A 14,572-nucleotide genomic window follows, 5' to 3' on the forward strand; every position below is an offset into this window, starting at 1 on the left:
GACAGTCACCGCAGGACACCGACGAACAGCCCGCGAGCGGAGATCCCCTCGCCGCTCGCGAGGTACTCCGCGCGACAGCCCGCCTGCTCGAAGGCCGACAGGTACTCCCCGCGCGTGAACAGCGCCAGCTCCTGGACGTGCGTGAAGTGCCGGATCCCGTCCCGATCCGGCACCAGGTAGTGCGCCTCGTGGCGGGCCAGCCGACCGTTCCGCACCGTGTGGGACCGGGAGAGCCGGGCCACGGTGCGGTCCTCGTCGTGCACCACGGCATGTCCGACGTAGCCGTCGAGGAACGTCTCGGGGAACCACCCCGGGTCGACGACCAGCACACCGCCGGGGACGAGCGCGCGGGCCATGGCCGACACGGCGAGCCACAGTTCGTCCACGGTGGCCATGTAGGCGATGCTGCTGGTCAGGCAGCAGACCGCGTCGAAACTCCGGCCCAGGTCGAAGTCGCGCATGTCACCGGCGTTGATGGGCACGTCCGGCAGCTTCCGTCGAGCGACGTCGCGCATGGCTGGGGACAGTTCGAGTCCGGCGACGTCGTCGAAGTGGGTCTTCAGCGACACCAGGTGCTGGCCGGTCCCGCACGCGACGTCCAGCAGGGAGCTCGCGTGCGGCCGACGCTCACGGATCGCCCGGACGACCGCGGACGCCTCGCCCGCGAAGTCCTGTCCCCGCCCCTGGTAGAACAGGTCGTAGACCTCCGAGGTCTCCCGGCCGTACACGGGTGTCGGCGCGTGGGAGTCGTCCTGGGCTTCGCTCATCGGTGCGTACCGGCCACGACCGACCGGGCCCTGACGGCCTCGCGGAACGCGGTCACCGTCGCCTCGACGTCGGCGTCGCTGAGCCCGTTGTGCAGCGGCAGGCACAAAGTCCGTTCCGCGGCCTCCTCGGCGGCGGGGAGCCGGCCGTCGAACCCGTACGCCTTCACCCGGTGCAGCGGCGGATACCGGAGGGTGGTGTAGATCCCGCGCTCGTAGAGATCCTGGGCGACCTCGTCCCGGATGCCGGCATCCATCTGAACCCAGTACATGTAGTAGGACGTCTCGTGTCCCGAGGGCAGCGGTGGAGGCGTCCTCACCTCGGCCAGGTCCGCCAACTCGGCGTCGTAGTAGGCGACGATCCGCCGGCGACGGTCGAGGAATTCCTGGAGCCTGCCCAGTTGCACCGTCCCGATCGCGGCCTGGATGTCGTTCATGACCGAACGGCGCGAGAACGACGAGATCTCGTACTCCCACCAGCGCGTGTTCGTCTGGTTGGCCTGGGAGTAGCCGCTCGTCTGCTCGAGCCCGAGGTAGGCGAGCTTGCGCCCTCGCTCGACGAGCTCCGGGTCGCGGGCATGCAGGATCGCTCCGTCCCCGGCCACCACGACCTTGCCGAAATCGAAACTCCAGACCCCGATGTCACCAATGGTCCCGCAGGCCTGGCCGTCCACCCGGGAGGCCACGGAGCAGGCCGAGTCCTCGACGAGGTGGACCCCGCGCTCACGACACAGCTCGGCGATCTCCACCACGTCGCCGGGATAGCCGGCGTAGTGCAGCAGGAGGACGGCCTTGGTCTTCGGGGTCAACGCCGCGGCGACGTCGTCGACCGTGGGGTTCAGGGTCGCGGGGTCCACGTCGCAGAACACCGGTCGCGCGCCCTGGGCCGCCACCGCGTTGCCCTCGCTGACGAAACCCACCGTCGACACCACGACGTCGGTGCCCGGCCCCACGCCCAGCAACTGCATCGCGAGGAACGTGGCCTCGGTGCACGAGTTGACCGACATGACGTGGTCGTCGCCCACCCCGAGGTGCCGGGCGAAAGCCTGTTCGAACGCCGCCGTGCGCTTGCCCTTGCCGACCCAGCTGGTGGCGAAGACCTCCTTGACCGCGGCGAGTTCCTCGTCGCCGAGTGTCGGCTGGAAGACATTGATCATCCCGTACCTCCTCCGGCCCGACGGGCTCTGCCGGGGCAGCGTATACGCGAGGTCAGGAATCGCGACGATTCGCGGGGGAAGTTAGGGGAATTGCCTCGACGATATTCACGGTTGACAGCGGCACCAGTATCTCGGCAACCGGAACAAGACATCGAATAGGGGTTTTTAGGGGTTGCGATGTCCGCATTCGTCGCCCGGGTCGCGTCCTGCCCTCAGGGTCAGGGGGCGTACCGGCGTCGGAATGGTCGCGGCCGTTCGGGCGTGGTCCGGCGCGAGGGCCGCGCCCGGCCCCGAGCCGGCGGCGTTGACCGGCGGGCCTCGCGTCCGCCCACACCGCGGTGCTCCCCGACGGCCCGCGGGCGACGCGGACGCGCAGCAGGACGTGAACACCCCTGGCATCCGGTCGGCCCCCGCCGCGACGAGGCGGGTGCGCGACCGGAGGCGGCGGTCGAGGACACGACCCGACCGTTCGGCCGCCGGGCCCGCCGACCTGGTCCGTGACGCCGCGTAGGAGCTGCTGGGCGCGCGGGTGGCGGTCCCCTGGCACTCGACGCCGGTGAGCGCGGCCCTGATCGTGATCGCCCCCTACCACCTCAGAGGACCGTCGAGGACCGTCGGGGCCTCCCTGCTGGTTCCGGCGGGATGCTGTGGCCGGCCGGACCGCACCCGGCGTGCCCCCGAAACGCCTGACCGGAGCGCCGTGGCGCGAACCGCGACCCCCTGCCGTGGCCGCTAGGGGTGTCGTCGTGCGGGGCCGCACCCCGACGATGGGCTGTATGAGTGACGCGGTGGTTGTCAGCGACCTCGTCAAGCGTTACCTGCCGGAGCTGCCACCCGCCGTCGACGGGCTGAGTTTCTCCGTGCGCCAGGGCGAGGTTTTCGGGCTGCTCGGGCCGAACGGCGCCGGGAAGACCACGACCATCGGCGTGCTCACCACCCGGGTCGTGGCCACCTCAGGTCGTGCGGTCGTGGCGGGAACGGACGTGACGACGGACGCGAGGAAGGCTCGCGGGCTGCTCGGCGTCGTGCCGCAGCACCACAACCTCGACCGTTCGCTCGACGTTCGGCGCAACCTGCTCTACCACGCCGCCTACCACGGGGTGGGACGCGCGATCCGCAGGCAGCGCGCGGAGGATCTCCTGACGCGGATGGGTCTGGGGGACCGTGCCGAGGCGAACGTCGACGAACTGTCCGGCGGGCAGGCCCAGCGGGTGATGATCGCGCGGGCGCTGATGCACCAGCCGGAGGTGCTGTTCCTCGACGAGCCGACCAGCAGCCTCGACCCGCAGGCCCGGGTGTTCGTCCACGACGAGATCGGCGCGCTCCGCAAGGAGGGTGTGACCGTCGTCGTCACCACCCACGACATGGAGGAGGCGGCCAAACTGTGCGACCGCGTGGGCATCGTCGACCACGGCGCGATGCTCCGGCTCGACACCCCGGCCGCGATGACGGACTCGTTGCCGGGCAGGACGACCCTGACGGTGACGATCACGATGGCCGACGTCGAGACTGACGTCGTGGCGCGGGCGTTGTCCGACCTGGACGGCGTCGAACGCGTCGAGCGGATCGGTGTCGGAACAGCGGCCTCGCCGCCGGGCGCCCCCACGCCAGTGCCAGCGCCGGCAGGTGGTGGCGAGCAGTTCCGGCTCTACCTGTCGGCGGACTCCTCCGTGGTGGTGCCGATCATGCTGAAGGTCCTCACCGGACTCGGCTGTGACATCACTGATCTTTCGGTCAGCAAACCGAGCCTCGAGGACGTCTTCCTTCACCTGACCGGACGGGAGCTCCGATGACCACCGCCGCCGTGCCGCCGCAGGCACCATCGCGCGAGCGCACCGAGTTGGCCACCGCGGTGCGGGTGTTCGGCGCGCTCCTCAGCAGGGACTTCTACGTCACGGCCAAGGACATACCCGGATTCCTGGTCAAGACGCTCCTGCAGCCGTTCCTCATGCTGTTCATCTTCGGCAAGGTGCTCACCGACCTCGGTTTCGTCCAGCCGGGTTTCGTGCAGGTGTTGTTCCCCGGTGTGATCGCCTTGAACACCTTCCTCGGCGCGCTCCAGGCGACCGCCATGCCGATGGTGATGGACTTCTCGTTCACCAAGGAGATCGAGGACCGCCTGCTCGCACCGGTGTCGATGTCCGTGGTGGCGCTGGAGAAGATCGTCTTCGGCGCGCTCCGCGGCCTGCTGGCCGGTGTGGCGATGATCCCGATCGGCTTCGTCATCCTGGACGGCGTGTCCTGGCCGGTGTCCGGTCTGCTGCCGGCGTTCCTCGTGCTGATCCTGTGCTCGCTGGCGGCGGCGGGGGTGGGCATGGTGATGGGCACGTTCGTTCCCCCGGCGAGGATCGACACCGTCTTCTCAGCCGTGATGATCCCGCTGATGTTCACCGGTGCCACCCAGTTCCCGTGGCAGGGACTGGACAACTTGCCCTGGTTCCAGGTCGTGTGCGCGCTGAACCCGCTGACGTACGCGAGCGAGGGAATCCGGGACATCCTGCTGGGCGGGACCGTGCCCACGATCCCCCTGTGGGTGGACCTGACAGCGCTGATCGGCATGGGGACGGTCGCCATCGTCGTCGGCACCATCGGCTTCCGGCGCCGAGCGGTCTCCTGAGCGCGGGCCGTGGTCGGGTGGGTCGGGCCCGACGGGCACCGGCGGACGGCCGAACGGTCAGCGGAACCACGTGGTCCCGGCGCTGGCCTGCTCCGGGCCGGCCGGCGCGGCACCGATCGCGGCGGCCGGCCTGGGAACCGGCCGTCAGGTTCCGCTCCGAGGGCATGGCCACCCACCGCCACTGCCCACGCCAGGATCGCCGCGCCTCGCGGAGGCGGGCCCGTCCGCCGGGTTCGGCGGCCGTCCCGGGGCCACCGCTGAGGGGCGACCGCCCCGGGGGCGGGGCGAGGTGCACCGCCGGGTTCCGAGCGGGAGCCGGGCCGGCCCCGGCGCCACTCGGCCGGACGGCCGACCCCCATGCGGAGGGATCAGTTGAGCAGGCCACGCTCCCGCAGGTCGTCGAACACGGCGCGGCCAGCCTCGGACAGCCGATCCCGGTCCGCCGAGGTCAACCAGGCCAGTTCCTCGATCTCGGCGCGGGGTTCCGGGGTGCCCCGGTGCTCCGCGCGATAGCAGGCCATCCGGACGAGCACGCCCTCGGCCTTCCCGTCGGCACTGGCCTCGACGGTGGCCACGTGTTCCGCCGAGTCAGCCAGCACCTCGACGCCGAGTTCCTCGTCGACCTCCCGCACGAGGGTCTGGACATCGGTCTCCCCGGGGTCCCGCTTGCCGCCCGGCAGGTAGAACAGCTCCTTGCCCCGGGACCGGGCGCACAGCACCGCTCCGTCCACGATCTCCAGCCACGCCACCTTGTCGATGACCACCAGCCCACTCCTCCTCGCCTCCGGCGCCGTCACCGACGGCGCTGCCCCAGCATCCCCGGCGCCGTGGTGGCCGCCGCACGGTGGTCCCGGATTCGGGGGCGGGCGGTGCGGCACCCGGCCGTGGTGCTGGTCCGATGGACGGGTCGGGGGTCAGGGGTTCCGGAAGGCCAGCAGGGGGACGAGTTGTTCCTCGGCGGTCAGCGAGCCGTGTTGTCCGACGAAGCCGCTGAGCCGCGACTCGGCCCGTGACCGCGTCAGCCCCAGGGTTCCGCGCGCGGCGACGACGAGGTCCCCGATGCGGGGGCGGAGGTGGTCGGCGACGACGGGACCGAACCAGCCGGCCTCGACGGCCTGGTCCCGACGCACGATCCACGCCCGGTCGCCGAGCCGTTCCCGCCACGCGGCCAGCACGTCGGCGGTGGCGCCCGGTTCAGTGTGGAGGTGGCGCACCCGCGCCTCGCCCCCGATCATGCGGACGCCCTCCCGCAACGGTGCCTCGGTGTCGAGGTCCACGCGGTCGTCCTCGCCGATCGAGACCATTCCGTGGTCGGCCGTGACCACCAGCATGCCGTCGGCGGGGAGCCGCCCGGCGACGGCGGCGGCGAGCTGGTCGACGTGCGCGAGCTGGTGGCGCCAGGGATCGCTGCCCGGCCCGTGGAGGTGACCGAGGGCGTCGAGGTCACCGTGGTAGGCGTAGCAGAGCACCCGGTCCCCCGCCTGGAGCGCCGCCACCGCACCGCTCGTCAGGTCGCCGAGGGCGTGGGTGCCGTGGAAGCGCCCGCCGCGCAGGACCGCGCGGGTCAGCCCGCTGCCGTCCTGGTCGCGGGGCGCGACCATGTGCACCGCGACGCCGGCCTCCTCCGCGCGTTCCCACACCGTCCGACGGGGCTGGAACTCCTCGGGGACGACCTGGGAGCGGAGGTCCACCGGGCGGCCGTCGCCATGCCGGTGCCAGCCCAACGCGTTGAGGACGAGGTCGTCCCGACCCACGGCGAGGGAGTACCCCACGATTCCGTGCTCCCCTGGTGGCACGCCGGTTCCGATGGTGGCGATGCTGGTGGCCGTGGTCGCGGGGAAGCCTGCGGCCAACGGGGCGCGACCGGTGGTCAGGGAGGTCAGGAACGGCGCTTCGGTGGGGTGGGCGCGCAGGAGTTCCCAGCCCAGTCCGTCGACGAGCAGGAGGCAGATCTTCGTCGCCTCGGGCAGGCCGAGGACGTTCGAGGTCCCGGGGAGGCCCAGTCCGGCCAGCAGCGACGGGACGACGTCGGCGAGTGAACCAGCTCGATACCCGGGTACCAGGGGTTCCATGCGACCGACCCTAGTGCCCCTGTGACGGGGCGGGGCGGTCCTCGTTGGCGGGGATGTCCCTCCGCTCTTCCGCCCGCGCGTCGGGCTGGCTGCCGAGGCCCGGTCCTCGGGCTGGCCCGGGCGGACCGGGTGACCGGGCTGCCCCGTCAGCCTGCCCGGACGAGCACCGCCCCACCGTTGACGTTGGCGGCGCGGATGTCGCGGGGGCTGGTCGGGTCGTTCGGCAGCTCGACGTCCGCGCGGTCGTGCTCACTGGTCGCGTTGATCGCGTAGGTCTCGTCCGGGGGCAGCGTCACGGTCACCGACGAGTGGCGGGACACGGCGTCCACGGTGTCGGGCGCGGAGGTGAAGCCCAGGCGGACGCTGCCGTTCTCGCTGTGGACGCGCACCGCCGGGGAGCGCAGGCGGGTCCCGGTGATCGCGCCGGCGACACCGGTGACGTCGACCTCGCCCGCGACGTGGGCGAGGTCGACGGTGCCGTTGGTGTTGTGGATCTCCAGGTCGTTCGGGATGTCGGTCGCGCCGATGTGCCCGGCTTCCGCGCGCAGGGTGAGCGTCGTGTCCGGGGGCACGGCGACCTCGAAACTCGCGCCGCAGCCCGGGCTGAACCCCTCGCACCGGGCGTGGAGGATCAGGTCCTCGCCCTCGAGTGCCCAGGTGGCGTTGCCGTCCTCGGCCGCCATGCCGGTCAGCGTCCTGCGCACGGTGACGGTGCCGTCGGAGCCCGGGACGACGCGGAGGTCGAAGTTGCCGGTGTCGATGGTGAGCCGGGGGGCTTCCAGGGGGAAGTCGCGTTCGTCGGAGCGCGGGGGCGTGTCGGTGCCGCAGGCGGCCAGGAGAAGGCTCGATACCACCATAGCGATCGTGGGCCGGGTCCGGGAACTCCTGGTGGTGCTGGTCATCGGCGGTCGTCATCCTTGTCGTCGGCGGCCTCGGCCGCGTGGGGCGGTGGTCGTGCGGTGCGCGTGGGACACGGCTTCCTCGCCGCGTGCGGGGGTGGACGTCCACCAGCCGGTTCCGTGGCGCCTTGGTGGGCGGACGGCGCCGTCCGAGGCGGGCGCGGTTGATCGCCGGCGCCGGAGGGCGGGCGTCGGGGCGCGGGTGTCCGTCGCCGTCGAGCCAACCAGATCGGGTGCGGGAGGTCAGGGGTGCCAGCTGCCGTTCTCGGGTGGAGCCAGCTGTACGGCTGGAAGGGTGATGGCACTCCGTCCCACGGACCACTCCGGCCTCCCACGGGGAGTTCGACCGGCCTCGGCTCGTGGGGAGTGGCTGTCGGCGGTCGTCACGCCGCCCCGGTGGTCACGTCGCCGGGCGGGCGGCTCGCCCGGCGGTGCGCACCGGGTCGCGTGGGTCGGAGGTAGCCCGCTCACCGCGTCTCGGGGTGCCGTCGATCCCGACCTCGGCGCGCCGGGTCCTCCCTTCCACCCGGCCGGGCCAGAGGACCCGGCCGACCTCCCCTGCCTGATGTGGAGCCCGGGCGGTGCCCTGTGCTGGGGACCGGTGCGGGCACGTACCCTGCCGTCGCGGGCCGGCGGGTCGGCTGCGGGTGGACGACTCGCCCGAACGGCCGCTTCGGGTCGCGCGGGTGTGCCGGGTTGCGGGGCGACTCGGCCCGGACCGCGACGTCGCGCTCGCGGTGCCCGTCGGTCGCCTCGCCCTCACCGCAGGCGCAGCCGCGCCAGGTGGTGGAACTCGCCCGCCCAGACGTCCTCCAGGGTCCAGGGTGTGCCCGTGGTGAGGGTCCGCAGGTCGTCCGGAGCGAGGAAGACGTAGTCGAACCACTCGGAGGCGAGGTCGGCGTAGCGCACCCGGAGCCGCCACTGGCCGGGCAGCCGCCCGTGCCGGAGGTTCTCCTCCTGGTAGGCGAGTTCGGCGGGAGAGGACAGTCGTGCGGGGTCGAAGCTCGTCCCCAGGATGACCGCCCCAGGGTTGGCCACCCTCGCCAGCTCCGTGAGCAGCGTCGGTGCCCGGTCCCGGCTTTCGAGGAGCCCCAGGCCGTTCCCGGTCAGGATGATCGAATCGAAGCCCCCGGTGAGGTGGCCGAGGTCGGAGAGCCGTCCGACCACGGCGTCCAGGCCGCGCTCGGCGCAGACCTGGACCGCCCCGGCCGAGGCGTCGACACCCAGGACGCGATGCCCCCGGCCACGGAGGACGGACAGCACCCGACCAGCGCCGCAGCCGACGTCCAGCACCGAGCCGCGCACGGCCCGCACCAGTTCCCGGTCGACGTCCTGCCACGCGTCCAGGGGATCGAAGTAGGCGGCCGCCGGCGAGCGGTACCACTGCCCGTCGTCCCGTTCCAGCAGCTCCGTGACCTCCCCGGCGCCGCCGCCCCCGTTCCAGCAGTCGCGGACCATGGCGCCGAAGGCGTCACCCACCACGGGGTCAGCCTGTGGTTCTCGTGGCACGCACGACCTCCTCGGATGGGCCCTGGGCGAGTGCTTCGGTGATGCCGACCTGCCAGTCCCGGGGCATCCGGGCCCGGTTCCAGTGGAAGACGACGAGGAAGGCGGCCGCCTCCCGAGGTCCGACGAGGGCGCCGGGACGCTCGAGGTGCTCCGCTCGCCAGGCCGCGCACACCCGGCCCACCGCGTCCCGGAAACGGGTGAGGTCCTCGCCGACCTGGGGCCAGGAACGCGGGGAGTTCAGGAAGTCGGAAGCGTTCCACACCTGGTTGATCCTGGCCGACGTCCTCGCCCAGCCGGCCGGTTCCTCCGAGCCGAACGTCCGGCCCGCCTGCCACCGCAACCTGTCCCACACGTCACGGTCCTCGAACTCGGTGATGCCCAGCTCGGCGAGCAGTGTCCGGATCATCGACAGCGAGACGCGCCACAGGGGGACTGGTGGCTCCTCGTGGCGGAGGTGCCCCAGCCAGAACAACGAGTCGGCGGTGAAGACGCCGTGCACCCACCGCATCGCGGCCGGTCCGCCGAACAGGTGCTGCTCCGGTTCGTACACCGCGTGCCGGAGGCCGCTGATCAGGCCGGTCCGCTCCCAACCGCGCCACACCTCCTCCAGCTTCCCGGCCGTCGCCGCGTGGTGCGCCGGGGGCACGTGGAAGCGCACCCGGATGCCCTGCGCCTTGTGCACGAAGTAGAAGTGCGTGAGGAGCCCCTCGTCCAGGAGCTCGCGCACCAGCGTGTGGAGCTCCCCGTACAGTTCGTGCCGGGGGCGGGACGGTGGGCGCAGGCGGTACTCGAGCCACGTGTGGTGTTCGTCGTGCGCCCGCAGTGCCGGCAACCCGGCTCCGAGGAAGGCGTCGAGCGCGGGGAGGTCGGCGGAGGTGAAGGGAACCGAGTGGGGCGGGGTGTCGTCGAGCTGGGCGGCGAGGGCCCGTAGGAAGTCGGGGACCGTCCACGTCCTGCCGCCGACGCGCACGGCGTGCCCCGATGGGTGTCCCGTGCCCTCGGCGGACCGGGCCTCCGGGGAACTGTGGGTGTCCATCACATCACCGCCAGGGCGCTGGGCCAGGGCAGTGCTCGCCCTGGCGCGGCGTAGTCGTCCAGGGCGAGGGCGAGACCCGCCGCGCCGCCGAGGAACCCGGCGGGTTCCCGCCCGGGCCCGATGTGGTCGTGCCCGACGGCGAAGGTCGGTAACCGATCGCCGTCGACGGCGCGGACGATGCGTTCGACGACCCGGTCCCTGCACTGGCGGACGAGGTGCCCGTCCGGTCCGTCGGTGAAGTAGCCGAGCAGGTGCAGCGCACCCGCCCAGCCGTGGCACAGGGACCAGTGGTCGATGCGCCAGGCGTCGAGGGGAATCCGGACGACCGAGGCCACGGATTCCTGGGCCAGCAGCAGCCAGTCCGGCCGGCCCAGGGCCCGCCCGGCGAGCTGCACGGCTCGGGAGACCCCCGGGGCGCCGTAGCACCACGAGACCCGGCCGCGCGCCGCGTCGGAGCGTCCGGCGTCGAACTCCTCCAGTGAGACGACGTCCGGCCAGTACGGCCCGTACCGGTCGGCTCGCTGGAAGGTGCCCAGCAGGGTGACCAGGGCGCTCATGGCCTCGGCCTGGCCGGGGACGACGACGCCGTCGGCGTGCGCGGTCGCCAGCACGGCCAGCGGGCCGGCGATGCCGTGGGCCAGCCCCAGGTTGAGGTGACCGTGCCTGCGCAGGGACTCCCCCGTCTCGGGGCGCCAGTTGGGGGGCACCGTCGACCAGTAGCGCGGGACGTGGCGACCGGCGTGCTCGACGGGGTTGACCATCGAGACGAGTGAGATCAGGAGTTCCTCGACCTCCGGGGCGGTGCCCCCGCCGCGCAGCAGCAGGTACCGGGCGAAGCCCGTCAGGCCGTCGAGGACGTCGAACCGCGCCATGGTGTCGAGCGGTGTCGTCCGCACCAGGTGGCGGAGCCGGCGAGCGCGTTCGATCACCAGGGCGTCGATCGTCACCAGGGATGTCTCGTAGCCGCCGCCGGCCCGCCGCGCGAGGTCCAGTGCGAAGCCCAGGCCGGCGACCTCGTAGTGCAGCCCGTGGGCCAGGTCCTGGCGGCCGGCCAGGCCCGCGCTGGCCATGCCCAGGTAGCGGTGGGCGACCAGCCGCTCCGCCGGATCCCTCGACACGCGGTCGCTGAACAGGACGGAGATGCCGGCATAGCCGCTGGCCAGCGACAGGGTCTGCCAGGGTTCCCTGCTTCCGTCCTCGGCTTCCACCTCCAGGTTCCCCGCGTCCCGCAGCACGTCCGCGATGCGCTCCGCGAGCGCGGACGCCTGGCGGGCGAGTCGAGGGACGGGTGGGGAGTGCGAGGAGGTCACGGTGTGCGTCATCCGACGTCCCTCCCCTCGGCGGACGTCCGGGTCCGCGTCCGCGCGCGGTGCCGGAGCTGGCCTCGGCGGGCCCGGGCGGCGTGGCCCAGGAGGCGCACGCTCGCCCCCTCCGTCGCCGGGTCGATGCCGTACAGGCGGTTGTGGTGCATGTGCAGCAGGCTCCCCACCGCCATGTCCTGCCAGCCGCGTCCGTCCTCGTTCCCGATGCCGGGCAGGAGGATCTCCCCCAGCCGCCGTACGGCCGCACCGCTGGTGTGGAGGGCCCAGTGGCGGTCGGGGGGCAGCGAGCCGGTGATGAGGGCCCGGGCCCGGTCGGGGTCCAGCAGTTGGAGAGCGGCCTCGATCTCCCGCCGGGGTGGTGCCGCCCCCTCCGGTGTGGGCAGCGCGTCCACCCAGTCGAGCCAGTCCCAGCTGCCCAGTGCGGTGAGCAGGTGGACGTACCCGGCCAGCAGCAGGTGGCTCCTGTCCGGGGTCTCCCCCTTCTGCCCGTGGGCGGCCAGCAGGCCGGTGGCCAGGACGCTGTCCGCCCAGAACCACTCCTCGGCGGCGCGCAGCCCGGCCGCGCCCCCGTACCGGGCGGCCTCCGGCTCGTACGAGCGGATCCTGAGGTCCCTGATCAGGCCGGATTCCCGCGACTCCGCGCCGAACCGCAGGAGCCGGGCCCACACCTCGGGGGCGAGCGTGTCGTCCGGGCCGTGCAGGCGGAGCCTGATGTGGTCCCACGTCTCGCGGTACCGCATGAAGAACCAGCGGTCGAGGTGGTTCTCGACGTCGGCGACCAGCCGGGGGAGGTGCCGGGTGATCAGTTCCTCGTGCACCTCGGGGACCGCCTGGATCTCGACGAACGCCCATTCCCCGCCGGGGTGGTGGGTGACGCGGTCCTCGGTGTTGGCCAGCCGTCGCGGGTCCAGGTCCGGGTGGGGGTCTCGGGTGTTCGGCTGAGCGAGGCGCCGCAGGGAGACGACCACCTCGTTGTTGTGGCCGCCCAGCAGACCGTTGCCGTCCGCCGCCTCCCTCGGGGGTTCGGTGACGGTCACCTCGCCCCTCGTGATCTCCCGCCGCAGGATCTCCCGTTGGAAGGGGCTGGACAGGTCGAGCTCGTAGACCTGGTCCCGCCGGCCGATGTGGACGCGGTCGGGGATCCGCAGGTCGTCCCGCCACCGGGTGACCGCCTCGGTCCACCCGGTGGCGCGTGACGCGCCGTGCCGCATCCGGGTGCTCGGCCGCCAGGTCAGGGGGGAGACGACGACCCGGCCGAGCCGGACGCGGGGCAGGCACGGCAACGTCGAGAAGGGACCCCAGTCCCACGGTTGCCAGACCCTGCCCTCGCCGCAGAAGGGGAGTTCGGCCAGGAGCCGGGCCAGGTTGGGGGCGGTGGTGCTCAGGCTCACGACGTGGGGAACCACGGGGTGGACCTCCTGGCCCGTCCGCTCCCAGTGCAGGCGCAGCTGGTCGCCGTCGGCGGCCACGACGAGTTCGCGCCAGTCGATGACGCCCTCGGCGGCGGGGTCGACGAAGGTGCCGACGGGAATCGTGTGGGGCAGCAGGTCAGGGACGTGCATCACGTTCAGCGCCCGGGGCAGCACCGGGAGGAACACGACCTGCGCGGGCAACCCGCCGTCGGGGTCACTCATCAGCCGGCCCAGGTCGGCCGCCGTGCCGGTCGCCCCGGCGAAGCGGCCGTTCATCGCCCCCGCCGTGTAGGAACCGATGGCGGGGGCCAGGTGCAGGGTGAAGTCCCCGGCGGCGAGCCGCTCCTCGTCCGGGGCCAGGACCTGGAAGCAGTTGTCCAGGGACCGTGGCGGTGGGACGTCGTCGTCCACCGTCAGGCGGCGGACGTCGTCGTCGGAGAGGACGAGTTCCCTGGTGGCGTCGTTCAGCCCCCGGTGCAGGAACTCGCCCAGGACCTCGCGGCGCTCGGTGTCCCGCTCGTTCGCGGGTCGCTTCCCGGTGGGGAGCGTGGTGCTCGTGCGCGGGTAGAGGTAGCCGGTCGGGTAACCCAGGCCTCGGTGCGGGTCGACCAGCTCCGTGAGCCGGACGGCGCCGTGCTGCCCGTAGCGGTCCGTGAACGCCTTCCGGTACCCCCGCATGTGCGCGAAGGCGTCGCTCGGCGCCGACATGGACCACAGCGCGGAGGCGCAGCGTTCGACCTCGTCGAGCACGGGAGCGGGCAGGCGCAGGGCGCTGTCCCGGTACAGGTCGACGTGCGGGGCCGCCGAGCGGGAGGGTGTCACGCCGGTGACAGTGTCGAGCAGGGATCGCCACGTGTCACCGCCCTGCCCGGGAGCCGTGGCGCGGTAGTCGGACAGTGCCTCGCGCACGACGCGGATGTCGTGCCGGGCCCGCGTCCCGGCGGGCAGCAGGTCCTCCAGGGTGGCCAGGTGGTCGTCGTCCAACCTGGTCGTGGAGAACTCGGTGAGCAGGACCTCGTGTGCGACGAGGGTGGCGAGGAAGGCGTCCAGCCGGTCCTGGCCGAGGCGGGGGAACTCCCGGGCCATCTCGCCCAGGAGGGAGGAGTAGGACCGGGGGCGGTCGGTGTTCCGCCGGACCCAGGACAACACCGGGGTCAACCGCATGGTCAACTCCCTCGGCAGCTCCTCCGTGCTGCCCAGCTTCTCCGTGCCCTCGGCCCGGACCGGGACGTGGGGCAGGACGAGCCTGTCACCCCGCTGGACGCAGAGGTTGTTGAGCACGACCTGGAGGGACGCGCGGACCTCGGGATCGGCGCGCCAGGTGGCCGAGGCCGCGTCGAACCACCGCGCGTCGGGGCGTGCGGTCTTCGTCGGAGCGGAGGAGTGGGAGCCGGCCCGGTCCGTCGCCGGGCCTCCCAGGACCGAGACGCTCGCGAGGAGCCCGAACGGGGTGGGCCGCCCCGTGATGCGGCGCGCGTACCGGGTCATGGCGACCGCCACCCGCACCAACTTCTTGCGGCTCACCGAACCGCCGTCCAGAATTCTGTCCACTTCCTCCGAAAGGTGACCGCTGGAGACGGCCACGGCCTCCCGAAGGACGTCGTTGGCGGCCAGCTCGGTGATGTATTCGACCAGGTCCGCATCCGTGCTCGCCGCGACGTCGACAAGGCTCGCGATGGTTTTGTCGAACGTACCACCAGGGAGGGATGCGGCACGGAGGAAAATCGGGCCAGCGGCCTCGAACCAGCGATCTCGTGTCATGGAGGGCAACCTTCTCGGAGAAG

11 protein-coding genes are annotated in these 14,572 nt (G+C 72.6%); 2 read left to right on the top strand and 9 right to left on the bottom strand.

Translation table 11 applies throughout. From position 1 onward, the window contains the following. Positions 1–5: 5 nt before the first annotated feature. Together C1701_RS26025 and C1701_RS26030 are read right to left on the bottom strand one after the other, a co-directional pair. Entirely contained in the window at positions 6–767 is a 762-nt protein-coding gene (locus C1701_RS26025) for a class I SAM-dependent methyltransferase (protein WP_337661991.1), read from the bottom strand. Further along, a complete protein-coding gene (locus tag C1701_RS26030; RefSeq protein ID WP_103056833.1) occupies positions 764–1,921 on the bottom strand; it encodes a DegT/DnrJ/EryC1/StrS family aminotransferase in 1,158 nt (385 codons plus the stop codon). Before C1701_RS26030 ends, C1701_RS26025 begins: the two co-directional genes overlap by 4 nt. 776 nt (positions 1,922–2,697) lie before the next feature. Between C1701_RS26030 and C1701_RS26035 the strand changes: the two genes are divergently transcribed. Both C1701_RS26035 and C1701_RS26040 read left to right on the top strand, forming a co-directional pair. Beyond that, positions 2,698–3,714 (top strand): ABC transporter ATP-binding protein, encoded by a 1,017-nt coding sequence (locus tag C1701_RS26035; RefSeq protein ID WP_103056834.1) that lies wholly within the window; start codon positions 2,698–2,700, stop codon positions 3,712–3,714. After that, positions 3,711–4,538: an ABC transporter permease gene (locus C1701_RS26040; protein ID WP_103056835.1), complete on the top strand. Its 828-nt coding sequence runs from the start codon at positions 3,711–3,713 to the stop codon at positions 4,536–4,538. The genes C1701_RS26035 and C1701_RS26040 overlap by 4 nt, the downstream gene beginning before the upstream one ends. A gap of 368 nt (positions 4,539–4,906) precedes the next feature. Here C1701_RS26040 and C1701_RS26045 read toward each other — a convergent pair whose 3' ends face one another. The 7 genes from C1701_RS26045 to C1701_RS26075 form a co-directional block, all read right to left on the bottom strand. Then, positions 4,907–5,302, bottom strand: coding sequence for an NUDIX hydrolase (locus C1701_RS26045; RefSeq protein ID WP_103056836.1), 396 nt, complete (start codon positions 5,300–5,302; stop codon positions 4,907–4,909). A 150-nt stretch (positions 5,303–5,452) separates the two neighbouring features. Next, the gene (locus tag C1701_RS26050) at positions 5,453–6,610 is read right to left on the bottom strand and encodes an alkaline phosphatase family protein (protein WP_103056837.1); all 1,158 of its coding nucleotides are present in this window, start codon (positions 6,608–6,610) and stop codon (positions 5,453–5,455) included. Positions 6,611–6,756: 146 nt separating this feature from the next. Next, on the bottom strand, positions 6,757–7,512 hold the full coding sequence (locus tag C1701_RS26055; RefSeq protein WP_103056838.1) for a hypothetical protein: 756 nt from the start codon (positions 7,510–7,512) through the stop codon (positions 6,757–6,759). A 756-nt stretch (positions 7,513–8,268) separates the two neighbouring features. After that, positions 8,269–9,018, bottom strand: coding sequence for a class I SAM-dependent methyltransferase (locus tag C1701_RS26060; RefSeq protein WP_035293031.1), 750 nt, complete (start codon positions 9,016–9,018; stop codon positions 8,269–8,271). Beyond that, positions 8,996–10,054 carry a thiopeptide-type bacteriocin biosynthesis protein gene (locus C1701_RS26065; protein ID WP_051314333.1) on the bottom strand — a complete coding sequence of 353 codons (1,059 nt, stop codon included), beginning with the start codon at positions 10,052–10,054 and terminating at the stop codon, positions 8,996–8,998. The genes C1701_RS26060 and C1701_RS26065 overlap by 23 nt, the downstream gene beginning before the upstream one ends. Further along, the gene (locus tag C1701_RS26070) at positions 10,054–11,376 is read right to left on the bottom strand and encodes a lanthionine synthetase C family protein (RefSeq protein ID WP_051314334.1); all 1,323 of its coding nucleotides are present in this window, start codon (positions 11,374–11,376) and stop codon (positions 10,054–10,056) included. The genes C1701_RS26065 and C1701_RS26070 overlap by 1 nt, the downstream gene beginning before the upstream one ends. After that, positions 11,373–14,549 (bottom strand): lantibiotic dehydratase, encoded by a 3,177-nt coding sequence (locus C1701_RS26075; protein WP_103056839.1) that lies wholly within the window; start codon positions 14,547–14,549, stop codon positions 11,373–11,375. The genes C1701_RS26070 and C1701_RS26075 overlap by 4 nt, the downstream gene beginning before the upstream one ends. Between the last annotated feature and the right edge of the window lie 23 nt (positions 14,550–14,572).

Origin of the sequence: Actinoalloteichus sp. AHMU CJ021 (genome assembly GCF_002895405.1) — a bacterium.
Lineage (GTDB): Bacteria > Actinomycetota > Actinomycetes > Mycobacteriales > Pseudonocardiaceae > Actinoalloteichus_B > Actinoalloteichus_B caeruleus.